Source organism: Methylobacterium sp. D54C (genome assembly GCF_053345595.1).
Genome location: NZ_JBKFAK010000001.1, coordinates 612,634 through 631,697, shown reverse-complemented (window position 1 = coordinate 631,697; position 19,064 = coordinate 612,634). Strand labels below are relative to the sequence as shown.

Sequence of the window (19,064 nt, the reverse complement as noted above, 5' to 3'; positions counted from 1 at the left end):
GGTCGAACCCGGGCGAAACCTCCCCTCAGTCATCCTGACATTCGGACCGCTCAAGCCGGGTATCCGCGGCCGAAGTGCCGATCCCCTCCAGTGTTCCGGAGCGAACGCTGGTCCAGGATCGACTTGTTCGCCTGTATCGCATCGGTTAGCCACGCCCCGTTGCGGCGCCTGAGTCGCGTCAGAGCCAGGGATCATCCATGCGAGCACGTACCGTCGGTATCGGGATTGCGGCGATTCTGTCCGTGATGACCAGTGTGGCCTCCGCCGAGACGTTGCCGGCACGCAAGGCCGGCCTGTGGGAGAGCAAGACCACGTCGCCCGACGGCAACACGACCACGCGTCAATGCATCGACGAGAAGACCGATCAGATCGCGCAAGCCGCGTTCGGGGGCGGCCAGAACTGCGCGAAGCGCACCATCGTCAAGACGAGCACCGGCTACAAGGGCGAGACCGAGTGCAAGCTCGGCCCGATCTCGGCCGCGGGCACGACCGAGATCAGCGGCGACTTCAACAGTAAGATCCACATGGAGGTGGATACGACGCTGACCGGCATGCCGAACGCCAAGGAGCCCGTGCGACGCCAGATGGTGATCGACGCCACCTACATCGGTCCCTGCGCGGCCGGACAGAGCCCGGGCGACATCATCCTGCCCGACGGCAAGATCGTGAAGATGCCCCAACCGGCGGCCCGATAGGCATAACGGCAGGCGCCTCGGGCGCGGGCGAGCCCGTCGGGTGCCGCCCCGCGTCCCCCTGGGCGCCGCCGCGGAGATCCATGCCGCGAAACCGGCATCCCTCCGTGAGACGGCGAGCGACAGCCCGCGAGGCAGGGGAAGGTCTGATTAGCGGATATTAAATACATTTCGCTAATCATGCGCCGTGCAGCTGCGGAATTGTTCTATTCGGCTGCGTCGAGGCCGCCGTGTCGCTACAGAGTGTCTCCATTCGTACAAAGCTGGTCGTGGCCTTCTCGGTCTTGACCGTTTTCGTGATCGGGCTCGGCGTGCTCGGGCTCGTGAGTACGCGCAAATTGCGTGAGCAGGCGGTCGAGATCGATACGAACTGGCTGCCGAGCATCCGGGCGCTGGGCGAGATCGACACGCTGACCGCCCGCAGCAGCGGCCTTCTCCTGCGGCACACGCAGGCGACCGATCCGGCGCTGCTCGCCAGCATCGAGAAGGATATGGACAGCTTCGACCGGAAGCTGGCCGACCGGGTCGCCGTCTACAAGGGCCTGCTCAGCTCGCCCGAAGAGCGGTCGCTTTTCGACGCGTTCAACCAGGAATCGCAGACCTTCAAGGCGGTGCGCAACGACGTCGTCGACCTGTCGCGCGCCGGGAAGAAGACCGAGGCCTATCAGCTCTACGAGACGAAGGGCCTCATCCCGCGCCGCGCCGCCTCCAAGGCCCTCGAGAAGCTGATCGCCATCAACAACGCCGGCGCCGATGCCGCGCAGGCCCAGGGCACCGCCGTCTTCAACGAGACCTGGACGGTGAGCCTCGTCTCGATCGCTCTCGCCGTGGCGGTCTCCGCTCTGTCGGGCGTGATCATCGTCCTCGGCGTCACCCGCGGCATCGCCGCGGTGGTGCGGCCGATGCAGGCGCTGATCGCCGGCGACCTGTCGGCCGAGATCCCGCATCAGGGCGAGAAGACCGAGATCGGCACCATCGCGTCGGCCGTCGCGGTGTTCAAGCAGGGCCTTATCCAGATGAAGGCGCTGGAGGCCGAGACCGCGCAGGCGCGCCTCGCCGCCGAGGAGCAGCGCCGGATCGGCATGCGCCAGATGGCCGACAGCTTCGAGGCGGCGGTCGGCGGCATCGTCGGGCAGGTCTCGGCCTCCGCGACCGAGCTGCAGGCCACCGCCGGCTCCATGTCGGCCATGGCAGGCCAGACCTCGGCGCAGTCGGGGGCGGTCGCGGCCGCCGCCGAGGAGGCTGCCTCGAACGTCAGCACCGTCGCGGCCGCCGCCGAGGAACTCGGCGCCTCCGTCCAGGAGATCGGGCGCCAGGTCCAGGGTTCGGCCGAGCTGGCCCGCTCCGCCGCCGGCGAGGCGGACGAGACCGGCGCCCTCGTGCAGGAACTCAGCGGCGCCGTCGCCAAGATCGGCGACGTGGTGGGCCTGATCTCCTCGATCGCCGGTCAGACCAATCTCCTGGCGCTGAACGCCACGATCGAGGCCGCCCGCGCGGGCGCGGCGGGCCGCGGCTTCGCGGTCGTCGCCTCCGAGGTGAAGGCGCTGGCGGAGCAGACCGCCCGCGCGACCGGGGAGATCTCCAGTCAGATCGGCCGGATCCAGGGCGTGACCGGTCAGGCGGTCTCCGCCATCGGGACGATCACCGGGCGCATCCGCGAGATCAACAGCGTCGCCACCTCGATCGCGGCCGCCGTCGAGGAGCAGGGCGCGGCGACGCAGGAGATCGTCCGCAACGTCACCCAGGCCGCGCAGGGCACCGGCGAGGTGACCAGCAACATCGCCGGCGTGGCCGGCGCCGCGGAGGAGACCGGCGCGGCGGCGAGCCAGGTTCTCGGCGCGGCCTCGGAGCTGTCGCGCCAGTCCGAGCACCTGTCCGCCGAGGTCGGACGGTTCCTCGCGACCGTGCGCGCCGCCTGAAGCGCCGACTGAGGAGCCCGGCGATATAGGCCTCGCGGTCCAGTTCACTGCCGGGGTGTGCCGCAGCACCTCGGCGGTGAAAGCTTGAGCTTACATCAGGGTCACACCGCGAACACAGTCGCGGACCTGATGGAGACTTCGATGACCCTCGTTGCCCGCTTCGCCCTCGCCACGGCCGTCGCCGCCGCCACCGTCGCGGTTCTCGCCGGGACCTACGTCGAGATCCTGGATCGCGCCCTCCCGATGCACTTCGTCTGAGACGGCGGGTGCGAACCGGTTGAAGACCGCATCCCGGGTCGCCGCCGTCCGGCGGCGGCGACCCGGGATGCGGGAGGGAGGTGCCGATGACTCGAATCCTGACATCCGTCCTCGACGGCGCCGTGTGGGTCGCGGACGCGCTCGACGATATCCTCGTCGAGGCCGCTCTCGGCTTCGGCGCCGCCGTACCGCTGATCGCCGACCCGTCCGGCGATCCGCCGACCGGCGCAACCACCGGCCAATCCGAGACAAGTCCCTCGCCGATCCGGACTTGACCGCCCGGGATGCTCGGCCGTCACCGGTGCCGACCCCGGAGGTGTCGCGACGGTCCGGATGATCGGGTTCCCCGGTCGGACCGCAGAGACGTGTAGCCTCCCACAGAGGGAAGGGACCAGCGCCACGAACAGCGGCGGCTCGGCGAGCGTCCCCGTCCGCACCTGCCCCGTTCGGGAACGGCTCTAGCGCTTCTGCGTGTTCGGCGCCGATTGGTCGGTCTGCGGCTCCATCTTGGTGGAGTCGGGTTTCGTCGGCGTGTTGTTCTGCGCCTGCTTGTCGTCGCAGGCGGCGAGGCCGAGCAGCAGAAGGGCGGCGAGTGCGATGCGGGTGCGTGCCGGCATGGATCCTCCCTGTAGCGTGTGAGGGCGCGGAGATCCTGTTTGGCGCTATCGCCAAACAGGATCTCCGCGCCGCTCGCTGCGCGACGCGGTCCCGTCAGCGGCCGCCAGCCGGCGGCTTGGAGCCGGATCCGGCATCGTTCGGGCCGGTGCTGTTCGTCGTGCCGGAGCGGCTCATCGAGCCGGTCGACGGGCCGCTCCCGGCGGCGCCGGGTGTCGAGCCGGACCCCGCGTCGCTCGGGCCGGTGCTGTTGGCCGTGCCCGACCGGCTGGTCGCGCTGCCGGCATTCTCTGCTGCCGTGGCGGGAATCGCGGCCGCGAGGAGGGCGGCGATGGCGAGACTCGTGACCTTCATGGCGGATCTCCCTCTCGGTCCGGCAATCGCGCTCGCGGAGCCGTTACCGGTTGTGCGGGCAACCCCGCGCCACCGCCGCTGTTCCGACCGCGTCGCCGACCGCCCGGCACGGGTCCCGGATCACGATGCTTCCGGTGGCGCGTCCTCCCGGACCGCAGCCGGGCTGGCGGCGCGCGCCTGCTCGTCGGGCATCCGGTAGCCGCGATCCCAGGTGGCCCAGGATTCCGAATCCGCCGGATAGGGGTTGGCGGTGATCGGATCGCCGCGGTCGCGAGCGTGGCGCCCCTCGTCGCTGATCGCGGCGGGTGAACGGGTCGACGGTGTCATCGGCGCTTCTCCGGCCTCACATCCCCGGGTCCGGAACCTCGGCGGACAGCCCGGGCGTTGCAGGATCTACCGGACGCTCGCGCGAATGTTCCCCGCCTGGGTTGGTGCTCAGCGGCCGGTGTACCCGCGCGTCGCCGCCGCCGCCTTCAGGCGCTCGAATGCCGTCGCGTAGCGCTCGCGCAGGAACGCGGCGTTGGGCGGGATCCGGGTCGGGCAGAGGTTGTCCTCGGTATCGGACATCTTGATCAGCAGCGCGGCGAGGTTGCCGGCCGCGATCAGGGTGGTGATCCGCTCGGAATACGCGATCCGACTCTGCGGCTTCGTGAGAAGCGTCACCGTCTCGACGATGTCGGCCTCGAAGCCGGCGGCGCGGAGGTCCGCCGCCGTGCGCGGCGTGTCCTCCAGCACATCGTGCAGGAGCGCCGCCTGCATGACTCGCATCGGGTCGATGTCGAGCCCGTCGATGAGTCGGGCGTGACCGGCCCGGGTCTGGGCGGCGTTCGCGACGCGTTCCAGGTGCCGCATGCACGGCTCGCCGCCCTTGTCGAGCTGACCCGCATGCGCCGTGAGGGCGAAGGTATGGGCATCGAAAATCGTCGGCACGCGACCGGCTCTCCAGATCGACCGGCCCGGATCGGCGCCGCACCGGCTTCCCGTTGCGGGAAGTCGGGTCCCCGCCGCGGCGTTCCCGCAGGATCGCCCGCCGCGCGGTGCCCCGTCGCCCGGTGCCGTCCCGGGGCGGGACTACCTCATTTCGTGGATGCGCAGTCTTCGCGCTCGATTCAAAAGTTCACGTTGGCAACACTATTGCTCAGCTCCCGTGGAATCGCCACCTGTTGTTCCATAATCGGACAAGCGGCGAGTCGCGCTTCAGGATCGAGACCATGACGTCCGGAACACTCGAGAAGCCGCTGGATGTCGGCGGGCCGCTGAGCCGCAGGGCGGCGGCGCTGGCCAACGTCCGCTGGTTCCGCGCGCTGGCGTGGCGCGCCCTGCGCGATGGCGGCCCGCGGGCCGAGCTGCGCGCGTCCAACGCGCGGGCCGCGGCGCGGATCGTGCTGCGCCAAGCCAAGCGGGAGGCCCTCGTCGCCCGCCTGGCGCGACAGGCCCTCGACGCCTCCGTCTGAGTGCGGGGCGCCGGGTCGGCCGGGCGCTGGGCCCGGCCGCGGCGGTGCGCCTCAGCGCTTGAACTTGCCCTCGTACTTGAACTCCGGCGCCGCCTTCAGCTGGTCCTTGCTGGCGCCGATGATGGCCTTCCACTTCTTCGCGTCGGCGTCGTAGCCGAGCGCGATCGAGCTCGGCGAGACCGCGACGTAGCGCTCGCCCAGGCCGAGGAAGCCGCCCACCGAGACGATGTAACCGGCCAGCTTCCCGTGATCGATCACGAGGTCCTTGATCTCGCCGACTGTGTTGTTCTGCGCGTCGGTCACGTTGAGACCGATGAGGTTGTAGCTGAGCACCGCGTCCTGCGGCACGGTCTCGAATTTGGGCGCGACCGTCTGCGGCGCCTCGTTGGCGGCGAGCGCGGGCCCGGCGAGGGCGGCGGCGGCGAAGGCGGCGATGACGAGGCGGCGCATGGTGTACTCCAGTGGCCCGGTATGGGTGGTCTGAAATGGCCGCCTCGGGCGCATCGTTCCGCGACTGCACGGAAATGTTAATGCGCGGAACATGGAACCTTCGGCCGGCGCGCGACCCGCGCGGCGAGGCCCCTCACGAGGCTCCGGCGCGGTGAACGGGGTGGCCAACTGTATCGAAGATCGACCGGGACAGATTGCCCGGCCGCGCCCCGACCGTTCCTGGCCGACCGCGCCCCGGCACGGCATGCCGGGACCCGCACCTATCGGGAGGGGACATCCGTGGCGGGGGGAGTGATCGAGACGACGCGCGGACCGGCGACCGGCGCCTGGGTGGACGGCCTCATCGGGGTCGCGATCTTCAGCGCGTCGCTGGTCGCGACGCGCCTCGCGCTGACCGGCATGGACGCCCTGTTTCTCAGCGCGGCCCGGGCGGCGCTCGCCGGCCTCGCCGGCGCGGCCGCCCTGCTGGCGCTCCGGCAGGCGCGCCCGCGCCGGACCGATCTCCCGGCGCTCGCCATCGTGGCGGCGGGCGTCGTGGTCGGCTTCCCGCTCCTCACCGCCCTGGCCCTGCGCACGGTCGGCGCCGCGCACGGCACCGTCTTCGTCGGCCTGCTGCCCCTCGCCACCGCCCTGTTCGGCGCGCTGCGCTCCGGCGAGCGACCGTCACCGGTCTTCTGGCTGCTCTCGATCACCGGCGCGCTGGTCACGGTCGGCTTCGCCGCGCGGGGGCTCGACGGTCCGCCGGGTCACGGCGACGCCTTCATGCTGGCCGCGATCCTGCTCTGCGGGCTCGGCTACGCCGAGGGCGGCGTCCTGGCCCGCCGGTTGGGCGGCTGGCAGGTGATCGCCTGGGCCACCGTCCTGTCGCTGCCCGTGAGCCTGCCCCTCGCGCTGCTGCTCCGGCCGGCCGAGCTGGCGGCGATCCCGCTGCCGGCCTGGGCGGGACTCGGCTACGTCGCGCTGTTCAGCATGCTCATCGGCTTCGTGTTCTGGTACCGCGCCCTGGCGCGTGGCGGCATCGCGTCGGTCGGCCAGCTGCAGCTGCTGCAGCCGTTCCTGGGCCTCGGCGTGGCCGCGCTGGTCCTCGGCGAGCACATCGAGCCCGCCATGATCGCCGCCGCCCTGGCCGTGGCCGCCTGCGTGGCGCTGGCGCGGCGCTTCGCCTGAGAACGGCGCGGAGTTGTCGGCCCGGGAGCGTCAGCCGGACTTCGCCACGACCTCGATGTCGCGGTCGAGCCCGCTCTCGACCTTGAACTCCCGGGTGTAGACCTGCCCGTCGTGGCGGGCGATCAGCACGTAGTCGCCCTCCGCCAGGGTGACCTGCGGGAAGGCGCCGATCGCCTCGCGGATCGTGTCGCCGCCGGGGGTCAGGACCGAGAAGGCGGTGCCCGCGAAGGCCTCGGCACCGGGGGCGGCGACGAGCTTCAGGGTCACCGTCGCGGCGCGGTGGTTGAGTGTCGCCTCCGTGACCTTGCCGTTCTCGACGCGCAGGTCCGCGCGCTGGATCGCGTTCGATTCTCCGTAGGTCGAGACGACGTGGTACGTGCCCTCCGGCAGGCGCAGCAGCTCGCCGGTCTTGATGCCGGCGCGCACGAGCCGGCCCTCGGAATTGGTCCCCACCGGGACGAAGACCGAGAACATCACCTGACCGGGCGGGATCTTCTGATCGCCCACGGCGCCCGCGAGCTTCAGGGCGCCGGCGGCCACCCGCAGCGTGTCGGTCGTCGGCTGCCCGCCCATCACGATCCGCTTCGAGGCGCTGGCGAAGCCGTACGTCACGGTCGCCACGTAGGCGCCCGGCGCGAGGGTGAAATGCGGCTCGGCCTCGGTCGAGCGGGCGACGATCGACGGCCGCGTGCCGTCGCCGCGATCCTCGTAGATCCGCCACGCGAGCCCCTGGCGCAGGGCCGTGCCCGGTCCCGACAGGAGCGCCGACAGGGACAGCTGCGCGTCCGGCTCGGCCGGGGGCAGGGACGGCGGCAGGTTCGGGGTCGTGATCGACGGTGAGGGCAGGGCGCCGCCGAGCCGGTTCTGGAACGGGTCCTGCTGCGCGAGCGCGGCCGGCGGGCCGGCGGCGAGCATCGCCAGCGCGGTCGCTGCAAGCCTCATGCGCATCGGTCAGCCCTTCTCTGCTCGTCTCGCCGGTCGCGGCACCGGATCGTCCGGGCCTGCCTCTGACTCCCGACAGTGGCGGCGGCAAGGCCGCTCTTCCACCGGCGGCCCGCGCATGCCACATCCCGGTCGGGACGCGATACCGGGACGGAGCGCATGACCGCCACCCTCGATCTCCTGAAGACCCGACGCTCGGTGCCGCCGGCGCTGCTGGACGAGCCCGGGCCCGACAGGGTGCAGCTGGACACCATCCTGACGGCCGCGTCGCGGGTGCCCGACCACGGCAAGCTCGCGCCCTGGCGCTTCATCGTCATCGCCGGCGAGGCCCGGGCGAAGGTGGGCGAGGTCATCGCGGCGACCTTCGCGGCCGACAATCCCGACGCGACGCCCGAGCGGCTCGCGCAGGAACGCGCCCGCCTGACCCACGCGCCGGTCGTCGTCGCGGTGGTCTCGCGGGCGGGTCCGCACGTGAAGATCCCGGACTGGGAGCAGGTGCTCTCCGCCGGTGCCGCCACCATGAATCTCGTGATCGCCGCGAACGCCGCCGGCTTCGCCACGTCGTGGCTGACCGAGTGGTTCGCCTACGACCGCCGCGTGCTCGACGCCCTCGGCCTCGCGCCCACCGAGAAGCTCGCCGGCTTCGTCCATATCGGCCGGGCGCGCGAGGTGCCCTCCGACCGGCCGCGGCCGGCCCTCGACGAGATCGTCACCTACCTGTGAAGGGACCGGCCGTGCACTACGACCTCGACCTGCCGCGCGAGTCGCGCGCCCTCCCGCACAACCCGCTGAAGGCCATCGTCGCGCCGCGACCGATCGGCTGGATCAGCGCCATGAACCGCGCGGGCGCGCTCAACCTCGCGCCCTACTCGTTCTTCAACGCCGTGGCCGACAACATGGTCGCGTTCTCCTCCTCGGGCCGGAAGGACGCGATGACCTTCGCCGAGGAGGGCCGGGAGTTCGTCTGCAGTCTCGCCACCTGGGACCTGCGCGACGGGATGAACGATTCCTCGGCGCCGCTGCCGCGCGGAACGAGCGAGTTCGCCTTCGCCAACCTGGAGACCGCGCCCTCGCAGAAGGTGCGGCCGCCGCGCGTGGCCGCCTCGCCGGCGGCCCTGGAGTGCCGGTGGCTCCAGACCTTGCCGCTGGTGCCCCTCTCGGGCGGGGAGGCGGAGAACTTCCTGGTGATCGGGCAGGTGGTGTCGATCTACGTCGACGAGCGGTACGTCGCGGATGGAATGGTCGATACGGCGGCGATGCACCCGATCATGCGCGGCGGGTACTTCGACTACTTCCACGCCACCGCCGACACGCGCTTCCAGATGCGCCGGCCGAAGGGCGCGGGGGAGTTCACCGGGTCCTGAAACAGGAACCGGTCGCGCGCGGCCGATTGAGGACTTGTTTACCATAGCGGGCGCAGGTTCGGGCGGTCTCCAGCACCGTGCCCGCCCGGATGTTCCTGTTCACCACGCCGTCGAGCCCACCGGAGAACCCGCCGCCCCAGGCGCGGGCGCTGCCGGGCACGCCCGCCTCCGGGCCGGTGGTCCAGGCCATCCGCGACGGAGCGACGGCGAGCGGCGTCGGCTTCGACTATCTCCTGGCGACGGCGCGGCGCGAATCCGCCCTCGATCCCGCCGCCAAGGCCGGCACCTCCTCGGCCACCGGCCTGTTCCAGTTCATCGAGCAGACCTGGCTCGGCGTGATGAAGAATGCCGGGCCGCGGCTCGGCCTGCAGGCGCAGGCCGACGCGATCACCCGGCAGTCGGACGGCACCTACACGGTTCCCGACGCCAGCCAGCGGCAGGCGATCCTCGACCTGCGCCGCGATCCCAAGATCTCCGCGACGCTGGCCGGCGCGCTGACCCAGCAGAACGCCGACGCCCTCACGGGCGCCCTCGGTCGCGAGCCGACCGCGGGCGATCTCTACGCGGCCCACGTGCTGGGCGCGAAGGGCGCGGCCGCCCTGATCTCGACCGCCCGCGCCTTCCCCGAGCGCGCCGCCGCCCTCGACCTGCCGGAGGCGGCCGGTGCCAACCGGGCGCTGTTCTACGACCGCGCCGGCCGGCCGCGGAGCGCCGCCGAACTCTATGCCAGCCTCTCGGCGGCGGCCCAGGGCGCCGCCGCCACCGACCTGACCGGCCTGCGCCAGGACGGCGCCGCGGCGCCGCAGGCCGTCTCGGCCTACGCCAGCGCGGCGACCGCGTTCGGCGGGACCTCGGACCTGCGCAGCCTGTTCCAGACGGACCAGCGCGGCGCGGCCTCCGACGCCGCGGCCCGTCTCTGGCAGGCGCGCAACAGCGCCGCGCCGGTGCAGCACGCGGCGCCGACCTATTTCCCGCGCTCCGACGCCGAGCCGCCACCGCGCGTCGCCGTCGCGGAGCCCGCCGTCACGGGTGCCATCACGGGTGCCGTCACGGGCGCAGCGGCCGGACCGGCGGCGACGCCGCCGGGCGCCGCCCTCCTCAATCCGCCGCTGCCGCCCCGCCGACCCGCGGACCTCGCGGCCGCGGCGTCCATGTCCGGCAGCAGGACCAGCCTGTTCGCCCCCCGGAGCGGTCGATGATCATCCGCGACTTTCTGGCCTGGACGCAGGACGCCTCGGCCGAGCGCCGGGCCGAGGCGACCGCGACGCTGGCCCGGACCTACCTCTACGGCGACCTGGGCGCCGACGCGGCCTGGGAGGCCAAGACAGCGCTGCTCGCGCTCCTCGACGACCCGTCGCCGCTCGTGCGCCGGGCGCTCGCCGAGACCTGCGCGGCCTCGGCGCGGGCGCCGCGCCCGCTGGTCGTCGCTCTGTCCTCCGACGTTCCCGAGGTGGCGCGGCCGGTGCTCGCCCGCTCGCCGGTCCTCACCGACGCCGACCTCGTGGACGCGGCCGCCCTCGGCGACGAGGCCACCCGCGCGGTGATCGCCGCCCGGCACCACCTCTCGCACGCGGTCGCGGGCGCCCTGGCGGAGATCGGCGAGACCGACACGCTCGTCGTACTCGCGGCCAATCCGACGGCGAAGATCACCGCGGGCCGGATGCTGCGCATGATCGAGCGCCGCGGCGGCGAGGCCGCCCTGCGCGAGGCGCTCCTCGCCCGCGCCGACCTGCCGCCGGAGGTGCGCCATGCCCTCGGGATCGCGGTGGCGCGGGCGCTCACCGACTTCGTCACTGACCGCGCTTGGCTCGGCGCCGAGCGCTTGGACCGGATGAGCCGCGAGGCCGGCGAGCGCGTCGCGCTCGAGGCCTGCGAGGGCTTCGGCGCGGCCGCCGTGACGCGGCTGGTGACCCATCTGCGCGCGACCCGGCAGCTGACCGCGGGCCTGATCCTGCGCGCCGTGCTCTCGGGCCGGACGGACTTCGCGCTCGCCGCCCTGGCCGACCTGTCGGGGCAGGATCATGCCGGGGTCTCCCGGGCCATGCGCGACCCGCGCCTGTTCGCGGACCTGCACGACCGCGCCGGGCTGCCCGAAGCGCTCCTGCCGGCGATGCAGGCGGCGCTCTCCGCCTGGCAGGAACTCGCCCGCGCGGCGGCCCCGGTCCGGGGCACCGGCCTGTCGCGGCGCCTCATCGAATCCGCCATCGGAGCCTGCGGCGACCTGTCGGATCCGGACATGCACCCGGTCATCACGCTGCTCAACCGCTACGAGGCCGAGGCGGCCCGCGACGAGGCGCGCGAGGTGGCCCGCGCCATCGCCGCCCAGGCGCTGGCGCGCGAGACCGCCCGCCGGGAGGCCGAGGCCGCCGACGCCGCGTGGCGCGCCGCCCTGGAGAGCCAGCGCCGGACCGCCTTCGCGGAGGAGACCGATACGGCGACCCCGGTCGTCGTGGCGATCGCCGACGCCGCGGACGGGCCTGCCGAGGCCGAGCCGGTCAACCCGGTGGGCGCGATCCTCGACGCGCTGCCCGAGCAGATCCTGGCCTGGTACCGGCCCGAGGAGGTCGACCCGGAGGTCCAGGCCGCGACCGACCTCGTGCTCGACGGTCTGGGCGACAGCATCCTCGATCAATTCCGCGCCAGCCGGGACCCCGCCGGGCCGGAGCCGGCCGCGAGCGAGGATAAGCCGGAGCGGATCGCCGCCTGATCGCCGCCTGAATCCGCCAAGGCTCGCCGCTCGGGGGAGCGATGGCACCGGACATCTCCCGATATCGCCGGCTGCCGGGGGAGGAGCCGCGCTACGTCCTGGCGGAGGCGCGGACGCTGATCGCGGAGCGCACCTACCTGTTCAGCCTCTACGCGGTCGACGTGGTCGCCTCCGACGGGCTGACCGGCCGACACGTTCTCGCCGTGCCGGTCGCGATCAGCGCGGTCTCGATCACGGTGGGCCTCGTCCTGACCGAGGCGGATTCCCGCAGGGCCGAGGCGGGCGATCTCGCGGGCGTCGCGTCCCTCGCCCAGGCCGTGCAGGGCGGATACCGGCGCTTCCGAACCTTCCCGGCGAACGAGCTCGGGCGTTTCGTGCTCTGACGGCTCAGATCCGAGGCGGGCGCTGGGACCTGAACTCAGTTCGGCGGCCGATAGGCCTCCGGCGGCAGGTCGCGGAAGAAGGTCTCGCCGGGGGCCTGCCCCGGCGCCGGCTTCGGTGCGATCCCGCTGCCGCTCCCCTCGGTGATGTAGCGCTGGCCGCCCGGCTCCGGCAGCACCGGCGCGGGGGTCTGGGGGGTCGGCGGCACGATGTAGCGCTTCTGATCCGGCGCCCCGGCGCTCGGGGACGGTGCCGGCGGCGCGACGGGCGGCGCCGCGGGTGGCGCGACGGGCGACGCCACGGGCACCTGCGGCGGTGACGCGGCCGGCGTCCGCACCGGCGGAACCTCGTCTCGGCGTGCCTCGGCCGCGGCCGGCCGGCTCGGGCGGCGGACGGCGGCCCGCGGCGCGACCCGACGCGGCGGGACGCGCGCGACAACCGGCGGGGGGCGGGTGCCGGGCAGGGCGATCCTGAGGCCCTCCACCGCCCGCACGAGGTCGCCGAGGCTGGCCTCGGCGGTGCGGCACAGCCGGATCCGCAGGGAGATCGCGCGGCGCGCGAGCGGCTCCGCCTGGAACAGAGCGGGCGGCTGCCCGCCGGCGGACGCGGCGCCGCGTCCGGCCTCGATCCACTGCCACGCGTAGAGGCAGTCGGCGCCGAGCGCGATGCCCACCGGGCCGTAGGCGTTCCGCAGCGGCGGCCGCACCGTCATCGCCTGCCCGGGAAACCGGACGGCGATCTCCCCCGCGATCCCGAACTCGCTGGGCTTGGCCAGCCGCGGCGGGAAGGCGAGGAGCAGGTCGGCGGTCTCCCGGCGCAGGGCGATCTCGGCGTGGTTGCGACCGTCGCCGCCGGCATAGCGCAGCCGCTGGTCGAACCCGTCGCGCTCGCGCGTCTCGATCACCGCGGTCAGCGTCCCGGCGCCGGGCAGGGTCAGGACCGGGACCGTCTGCGCCCGCGCGACGGCGGGCAGCAGGAGACACGCCAGGGCGCAGAGCCGGGCCGTACGGATCGCCGCGCGCCTCACGGGGTGGTCCGCTCGGTCGTGGCGGAGGTGTCGTAGGCCGAGCGCGCGGGCAGCTGGAACCGCTTCGCCTCGGAATTCTCGGGTCGCCCGCGCTCGGCCTGCTGGTCCTGCCACAGGGTGCCGGCGGCGGGCGGCGACAGGAATTCGGGCTTGTCGACGCCGCGATAGTCCGGGAGCAGGGCGTAGCCGAACCGCTCGTACGGCATCGGGCCCGCGCCGGGCACGCGCCGGGCCACCAGGGGCGGCGCCGGGGTCGCGGGCTCGCGGGCGTAGGTTCCCGCGGGAACGGGCTCGGCCAGGACCCGCACGAGCCCCGGCGGCGGGTAGCGGAGCGCGTTCTCCATGGAGACCGCCAGGGGGAACTCGTTGCGCTGCACGGCGAGGGGCTTGGCGTCCGCGCCGGCCGGCGGCAGGTCCGGCCGCGGCACCCGGTTGATCGACGGCGTCTCGACCCGCGCCGCGGGCGCGGCGTGCCGCCCGGGTGCGGGCCCGGCGGCGGCGGGCACGGGGTCGCAGGGCAGCGGCGACCCGCCGGCATTCTCGCGGAACAGCAGGTCGACCACCTTCGCGAAGAGGCCGTCGTAGCGGTTCACGACCTCGAGGTACGGACGCTGCCGCTTCAGGCGCTGCAGCGTGAGGGCGTAGCCGAAGACGGTCCCCTCGCTCGGCATCCAGGCGACGGCCCGCTGGAACCACTCCAGCGCCGTGTCGAACTGGCAGGAATTGTAGGCGTACCACGCCAGCCCCTGGGCGCCTTCGCCCGAGGTGGAGGCCGTCACGACCTGGGCGTAGCGGGCGATGCGCGCGGGCTCGATCGCGGGCGGGCGGGGCAGCGTCAGCTTCTGCTCCAGGATGTCGATGTAGAGCAGTTCATTGCCCACGAACTTGTCGCGCCACGCGTAGGCGACCTCCTCGGCCTCGCGCGCCATGTCGAGCTGGCGAAGGGTCAGAGCGAGCCCGTGGGCGACCATCGCGTCGCCGCCCCGGGCGATCGCCTGCTTGAACCATTCGAGCGCCTCCCGGAACTGGCGGCGCTTGTAGGCGTACCAGCCGAGGAGGCTCGTCTGGGTGGGATCGCCGCTCTTGCGGGCGACGGCCTGGAAGGCCGCGAGATCGGCGGGGGTCGGGGTCTCGGCGCTCTCCTCGTGCAGGAAGGCCGCGATCCGGGCACGGGTGATGTCCAGGCGGATCGCGTCGAATTCCGACGCCCCGTTCGCGCCCCGATGCCCCATCTCGATCAGGCGCTCCGCCTGCGCCATGCGCAGATGCGCCATCGCCTTCTGGATGGTGGCGAGGCGCACGCCGGAATCGGCGTTGCCGTCGAGGATCGACTTGTAGAGCTCGAAGGCCTCGTCGCCCGAGCCGGTATCGCCCAGGGCGTCGGCGACCATCCAGATGCTCTGGACGTCGAGCGGATCGAGGGCGCCGGAATCGGCGCGGTAGAGGTCGATGATCGCGTCGGCGTCCTTGCCGGTGAGCGCCGTGATCCGGGACCGGAACTCGGCCCGGCGGAGCTTGCGCGCGAGCTCCTCGGAGGGCTGCCACGCGGGGTCGATCGACCTGCGCGCGACGATCGCCGCGCGCAGGTCGTCGAACCGCCCCGCGGTGAAGAGGTCCCACAGGGGCGCCTCTTCGGGCGGGCTCGGCTGCAGCGCGTTGAGGTCCGGCGGCTCGTTCCAGCCGGGATAGAGCCGCTTCAGGCGGGCGATCTCGGCCTTCATCCGAGCCGTCTGCTTCTGGGCCGCGTAGTAGCGCAGCGCGCTCTCGTCGACCATGTCGGTCGTGCGCGACGTGGCCGGGTCGGCCAGGATCGCAGGGGCGCGCGGGCCGTCGCCGTAGACGATGCGGGGCTCGGACCGTGTCGGCGTGGCGGGAGACTGCGGCGCGGGAACGGGTCGCGCGTCGACCTGCGCGGCGGCCGGCGCGGCGGTCAGCGCCAGCATCAGGAGGCAGGGCGCGGCCGGTCGGAGGCGTGCCGGCGGACGACCGGTCAGGACTTCAGGCATGACGGGTAACGCATGCGGGCCGCGGTCAGGGCGAGGAGGCTCAGAGTGGCCGGGTAGTAGTTCTGGTTGCCGATGTCGCCGCGCGCATCCTCGGGGAAGGGCGTCCCGTCGAGGGCGCAGGCCACCAGGGCCGGGAGCCCCATGTAACCGGCCTCGGTGAGCCACTCGACCTTCCGCCCGTCGCCGGTGTCGACGATCGGCAGCCGTTCCCGATCGGCGCCCGACCACAGGGCCTGGAACGGCGCGAGGTCGTCGGGCCGCACCAGCCCCGCCCAGACGAGGTAGAGCGGGATCCGGATGGCGTTGTAGGAGAACAGCGGCGGGAAGCCGTTCGCGGGACGAGGCGCCTCCTTGGCGGAGATCCACTCGGTGGGCAGGTTGCTCGGACCGAAGCGCGACTGCCGCAGCAGGGCGAGGCCGCTGCGCGTCAGGGCCGCCCAGTCGTATTCCGGCGCGACGAGGGCGAGGCGCGGGAAGGCGGGGAAGATCCAGTAGGAGAGGTTGATCAGCGGACCGTCCGGGCGCTCCCGGGCCGAGAAGCCCGAGACCGCCGGCAGCAGCAGCGCCCCGTGCGGGTCCCGGAACAGGATGGTCTTGCGCCCGAACTCGATGGCGATCCGGCGCGCGGCGGTCCGGTAGCTCGGCTCGTTCCAGGCCTCGGCCGCCTCGGTGAGCGCCCAGGCGATCAGGATGTCGCCGTCGGTGGCGTTGTTCATGTCGCTGACCGCCGGACGCTTGTCGGGTGACCAGCGCCACGCCAGCAGCTCGTCGCCGCGGACCATCAGGTTGGCCCGGGTCCAGCCCCAGATCCGCTCGAAGCTGACCCGATCACCGGCCGCCACGGCGAGCAGCATGCCGTAGCCCTGGCCCTCGCTGTGGCTGATCTGACCGTTCGCGGTGTCGACCACGCGCCCCTGGTCGGTGATGAACCGCGCGCGGTAGGCCCGCCACGCGGCGTCGTTGCCGAGCTTGCCGGCGAGCCCCTGGGTCGCGGTCCGGGGCGCCTGCGCGGGCTGCGTGCCCGGCTGCGCGGTACTCGGAGGCACGGCGGGCTCGTCCTGGGGCGAGGCCGCCGCCGCGGGCAGGATCGCCGCGGCGAGGAAAGCTGCGGCGAGGGGGGTGCGGGCGCGGCGGCTCATGGATTCTTCCTGCCGACGTTGCGCACGAGGCTCGTGGTGGCCAAGCCGAGGCAGAGAGCCATCGCGAGGGTCATGCCCACGTAGTATTCCGTGTTGATCGACAGCCAAGCCGCGGACACGAGGCGCAGGTTCGGCAGAGATCGCGGCTGCGTCTCGACGATCTCGATCCGCTCGGGCCGGGACGTCACCAGCGTGCCGTTCGACGCGTCGAGGAAGGCGGCGCTGCCGCCGAGCTTCGCCCAGACCACCGGGTCGACGAGGCAGGAGACGGACGCCTTCAGCAGCGACGCGTTCGGCGCGGTCACAATCACCGTGTTGCTCGACTGGACCGGGGGGCCCTCGGCGATGAGCAGCGAGGCCGTCGCCGGAACCTCGACCGTCTCGTCCGGCTTCACCTGCGCCGTGATCGTCTGGCGCAGGGAGCGCACCGTGCCGGTGATCTCGTTCCAGACGCTGTCCAGGGCCGCCCAGATCTGGCGCGAGCCGCGTGTCGACGCCTCCCAGCGGTCGATGAGCTCACGGTCCGACGCGGAGCCCGGCGAGGAGGCCGGGGCCGTGGTCGGGGAGGGCCCGGCGCTCGTCTCGCCCTGGGATTGCGGCGCCTGCTGGGCCGGGGCGGGCTGCGCCGGGCGCACCTGCGGGATCAGGGTCGGCAGGGCGCAACGCATCGGCAGGTTGCGGCGCAGCCGATCGAGGGTGAGCACGCCCTCGGGACCGAACTGGCCCGGGGTGGCCACCATGTCGGCGCGGCCTTCCCAGACCCGCTGGACCTGCTGCGGATCGAAACCGACCGATTCCAGGAGCGCCGGGTCGAGGGCGCGGGCGGGCGCGACCACGAGCTGGCTCGTGTCGGACACGACCTGCTGCTGGGTCACGACCTCGAAATCGATGACGCGCTCGGCCGCCATCGCCAGTCGGGCGGCGAGGGTCGCGGCCGCGTCGGCGCTGTCGCGGTCGGGCGTCGGCAGCACGAGGCGCGCGCGCTGCCCCGGGACGACGAACGGTACGGCGCCCCCCTTGATCGCCGCGAGGTCGGGGCTGCGCGCCGCCCGGGCGAAATGCGGGATCTCGATCCGCGAGCGGTCGAGGAACAGGAAGCGCGCCTGCTTGGCCGCCGGGCTGAGGGTGTCACAGACCTGATCGGCGGCGTTCGGCAGCTGCGCCGAGATCTCGACGTGGTTCACCCCCGGGCGCCAGAGGCTGAAGGGCAGTGGGATCGCGCTGTCGTCGAACACCTCGCCGCGCCCGTCGGGTAGCGGGACGCTGGCCGCGTTGCGCCCGTTGATGTCGATGACGATGCGGGCCTCCGAGGAGAGCCCGGCCACGTAGGCCCCGGCCAGGTGGAGCATCACCTTGCCGTAATCGGCCGGGACGAAATCCCCGGGAAAGCGGAGGGCGAAGCCGACATGGAGCAGGCGCCCCGAGAACTCGCGGGACGTCACGCCGAGGCGGTCGAGCGTCAGGTTCTCGCCGCCGTGCACCATGTAGCCGCGGAAGAGCTGGACAGCCTTGAGCCCGCCCGGCGTCCCGGTGTCGGCCGGAACGGCGAGGTTGGTGATGGCCTGACGGACGTCCTCGTCGCGGGCGCCGGTGACCACCAGGGTCGGCGGTGTGTTCGGCCGCGACGGCAGGATGGCGAGACGCGGCCCGCTGATCGGGCCCAGCTCGGGAACGCCCTCGACGCCGGCGATCTCGGAGGCGGTACCGACGACGAGGTTGATGCCGTTCCGGCCCTGCAGGGGAGGGCCGAAGGTCACGGTCGGACGGGCGACCCGCCCCACGAGGGCGAGGGCCTGCACCGCCTCGATCATCCGCTCCAGGCGGGCCAGGTTCGGACGCTCGTTCAGGATGACCTGGATCGGCAAGGCGCCGCTCTCGTCCGGCTCCGCCGCGGCGAGGGACCGGACGTCCATGTCGGTCGCCGTCGGGACCACGAGGCCGGATCGCGACGGATCGATCTGCGTCCACAATTCGTAGGTCGCCCCGACCGAACAGTCGACGCGGTGGCGCTGGCTGGCGGTGAAGGTGACGGCGTTGTAGCCGGGCTTCAGCACGCCGTCGCCGATGGCGAACTCCACCACCTTCACGGCACCGGGCGCCTGGATGCGGGTCCAGCCGACCTTCGTCCCGTTGACGAAGGCAGCGAGTTCGGAACTCTCCGGTGCCACCGAGATCGCCGACAGGTAGGAGAGGCGCAGCCGTGCCGGTCCCCGCGTCTGCGCATCGGTGAGGTAGACGGGGTAGCGCAGGGAATCCTCTTCCCCGGTCAGGCGGAAGCCGCGCGGGCCGGACGGAAGCCGTCGCGCCGGCGCGATGGTCGCTTGGATCGCCGCGCGCGGCACCGTCTGAGGCGCGGCGGTCCGGGGCGGCTCGGACGGGCGCGCGGTCGGCCGCGTCTCCGTCGCCGACGCGTCCGGCCGGCGCGCTGGGCCCGACCCGTCCTCGGACGGAGCGCGCAGGGCGTTGCCGCTCGGCGGGACCGTCAGCCGTTCCGCCGGCCCCGAGCCCAGGAAGCTCTGGGCCAGGGCCGGAACGCTCGCGAGACCGAGCAGCAGTCCCAGCACGGGAAGGCAGAGCCGAGCACCCATC

At 73.1% G+C, this 19,064-nt stretch carries 20 protein-coding genes; 10 read left to right on the top strand and 10 right to left on the bottom strand.

Going from position 1 to position 19,064, the window contains the following annotated elements:
• The first annotated feature begins 197 nt into the window (after positions 1-197).
• The 3 genes from ACLBYB_RS03210 (at position 198) to ACLBYB_RS03200 (ending at position 3,144) form a co-directional block, all read left to right on the top strand.
• Positions 198-695 (top strand): DUF3617 domain-containing protein, encoded by a 498-nt coding sequence (locus ACLBYB_RS03210; RefSeq protein WP_447697826.1) that lies wholly within the window; start codon positions 198-200, stop codon positions 693-695.
• Between the two features lie 227 nt (positions 696-922).
• Positions 923-2,611, top strand: coding sequence for a methyl-accepting chemotaxis protein (locus ACLBYB_RS03205; protein WP_447697825.1), 1,689 nt, complete (start codon positions 923-925; stop codon positions 2,609-2,611).
• A 344-nt stretch (positions 2,612-2,955) separates the two neighbouring features.
• Positions 2,956-3,144: a hypothetical protein gene (locus ACLBYB_RS03200; RefSeq protein WP_020091625.1), complete on the top strand. Its 189-nt coding sequence runs from the start codon at positions 2,956-2,958 to the stop codon at positions 3,142-3,144.
• A 183-nt stretch (positions 3,145-3,327) separates the two neighbouring features.
• Here the strand turns inward: ACLBYB_RS03200 and ACLBYB_RS03195 are convergent, their stop codons facing one another.
• The 4 genes from ACLBYB_RS03195 to ACLBYB_RS03180 form a co-directional block, all read right to left on the bottom strand.
• On the bottom strand, positions 3,328-3,486 hold the full coding sequence (locus ACLBYB_RS03195; protein ID WP_170855131.1) for a hypothetical protein: 159 nt from the start codon (positions 3,484-3,486) through the stop codon (positions 3,328-3,330).
• A 94-nt stretch (positions 3,487-3,580) separates the two neighbouring features.
• Positions 3,581-3,838 (bottom strand): hypothetical protein, encoded by a 258-nt coding sequence (locus tag ACLBYB_RS03190; RefSeq protein WP_020091627.1) that lies wholly within the window; start codon positions 3,836-3,838, stop codon positions 3,581-3,583.
• A gap of 120 nt (positions 3,839-3,958) precedes the next feature.
• Positions 3,959-4,165, bottom strand: a complete 207-nt coding sequence (locus ACLBYB_RS03185) for a hypothetical protein (RefSeq protein ID WP_447697824.1) — start codon at positions 4,163-4,165, stop codon at positions 3,959-3,961.
• A 108-nt stretch (positions 4,166-4,273) separates the two neighbouring features.
• Positions 4,274-4,768, bottom strand: a complete 495-nt coding sequence (locus ACLBYB_RS03180) for an HD domain-containing protein (protein WP_056521565.1) — start codon at positions 4,766-4,768, stop codon at positions 4,274-4,276.
• Positions 4,769-5,049: 281 nt separating this feature from the next.
• Between ACLBYB_RS03180 and ACLBYB_RS03175 the strand changes: the two genes are divergently transcribed.
• Positions 5,050-5,292 carry a hypothetical protein gene (locus ACLBYB_RS03175; protein ID WP_020091630.1) on the top strand — a complete coding sequence of 81 codons (243 nt, stop codon included), beginning with the start codon at positions 5,050-5,052 and terminating at the stop codon, positions 5,290-5,292.
• Positions 5,293-5,343: 51 nt separating this feature from the next.
• On the opposite strand, the gene ACLBYB_RS03170 is transcribed toward ACLBYB_RS03175, so the two are convergent.
• On the bottom strand, positions 5,344-5,742 hold the full coding sequence (locus ACLBYB_RS03170; protein WP_020091631.1) for a PRC-barrel domain-containing protein: 399 nt from the start codon (positions 5,740-5,742) through the stop codon (positions 5,344-5,346).
• Between the two features lie 279 nt (positions 5,743-6,021).
• Here ACLBYB_RS03170 and ACLBYB_RS03165 point away from each other — a divergent pair, with 279 nt between their 5' ends.
• Positions 6,022-6,909 (top strand): DMT family transporter, encoded by an 888-nt coding sequence (locus tag ACLBYB_RS03165; RefSeq protein WP_447697823.1) that lies wholly within the window; start codon positions 6,022-6,024, stop codon positions 6,907-6,909.
• 30 nt (positions 6,910-6,939) lie between these two features.
• Here ACLBYB_RS03165 and ACLBYB_RS03160 read toward each other — a convergent pair whose 3' ends face one another.
• On the bottom strand, positions 6,940-7,857 hold the full coding sequence (locus ACLBYB_RS03160) for a hypothetical protein (RefSeq protein WP_026604700.1): 918 nt from the start codon (positions 7,855-7,857) through the stop codon (positions 6,940-6,942).
• 153 nt (positions 7,858-8,010) lie between these two features.
• Between ACLBYB_RS03160 and ACLBYB_RS03155 the strand changes: the two genes are divergently transcribed.
• The 5 genes from ACLBYB_RS03155 to ACLBYB_RS03135 all read left to right on the top strand — a co-directional run bounded on the left by ACLBYB_RS03155 (position 8,011) and on the right by ACLBYB_RS03135 (position 12,305).
• Entirely contained in the window at positions 8,011-8,574 is a 564-nt protein-coding gene (locus ACLBYB_RS03155) for a nitroreductase family protein (protein ID WP_447697822.1), read from the top strand.
• A gap of 11 nt (positions 8,575-8,585) precedes the next feature.
• Positions 8,586-9,215: a flavin reductase family protein gene (locus ACLBYB_RS03150; protein WP_447698136.1), complete on the top strand. Its 630-nt coding sequence runs from the start codon at positions 8,586-8,588 to the stop codon at positions 9,213-9,215.
• 89 nt (positions 9,216-9,304) lie between these two features.
• Complete coding sequence (locus ACLBYB_RS03145; RefSeq protein WP_447698135.1) at positions 9,305-10,414, top strand: lytic transglycosylase domain-containing protein; 1,110 nt, start codon at positions 9,305-9,307, stop codon at positions 10,412-10,414.
• Positions 10,411-11,922, top strand: coding sequence for a DUF2336 domain-containing protein (locus tag ACLBYB_RS03140; protein WP_447697821.1), 1,512 nt, complete (start codon positions 10,411-10,413; stop codon positions 11,920-11,922). Before ACLBYB_RS03145 ends, ACLBYB_RS03140 begins: the two co-directional genes overlap by 4 nt.
• A 41-nt stretch (positions 11,923-11,963) precedes the next feature.
• A complete protein-coding gene (locus ACLBYB_RS03135; RefSeq protein WP_447697820.1) occupies positions 11,964-12,305 on the top strand; it encodes a hypothetical protein in 342 nt (113 codons plus the stop codon).
• Between the two features lie 35 nt (positions 12,306-12,340).
• Here ACLBYB_RS03135 and bcsN read toward each other — a convergent pair whose 3' ends face one another.
• Genes bcsN through ACLBYB_RS03115 form a run of 4 tightly spaced genes read right to left on the bottom strand, consistent with a single transcriptional unit; the run spans position 12,341 to position 19,063 of the window.
• Complete coding sequence (gene bcsN, locus ACLBYB_RS03130) at positions 12,341-13,330, bottom strand: cellulose biosynthesis protein BcsN (protein WP_447697819.1); 990 nt, start codon at positions 13,328-13,330, stop codon at positions 12,341-12,343.
• Entirely contained in the window at positions 13,327-15,336 is a 2,010-nt protein-coding gene (locus tag ACLBYB_RS03125) for a hypothetical protein (RefSeq protein ID WP_447697818.1), read from the bottom strand. The genes bcsN and ACLBYB_RS03125 overlap by 4 nt, the downstream gene beginning before the upstream one ends.
• Complete coding sequence (locus ACLBYB_RS03120) at positions 15,321-16,475, bottom strand: glycosyl hydrolase family 8 (RefSeq protein WP_447697817.1); 1,155 nt, start codon at positions 16,473-16,475, stop codon at positions 15,321-15,323. Before ACLBYB_RS03120 ends, ACLBYB_RS03125 begins: the two co-directional genes overlap by 16 nt.
• Positions 16,472-19,063, bottom strand: a complete 2,592-nt coding sequence (locus ACLBYB_RS03115; protein ID WP_447698134.1) for a cellulose biosynthesis cyclic di-GMP-binding regulatory protein BcsB — start codon at positions 19,061-19,063, stop codon at positions 16,472-16,474. Before ACLBYB_RS03115 ends, ACLBYB_RS03120 begins: the two co-directional genes overlap by 4 nt.
• Between the last annotated feature and the right edge of the window lies 1 nt (position 19,064).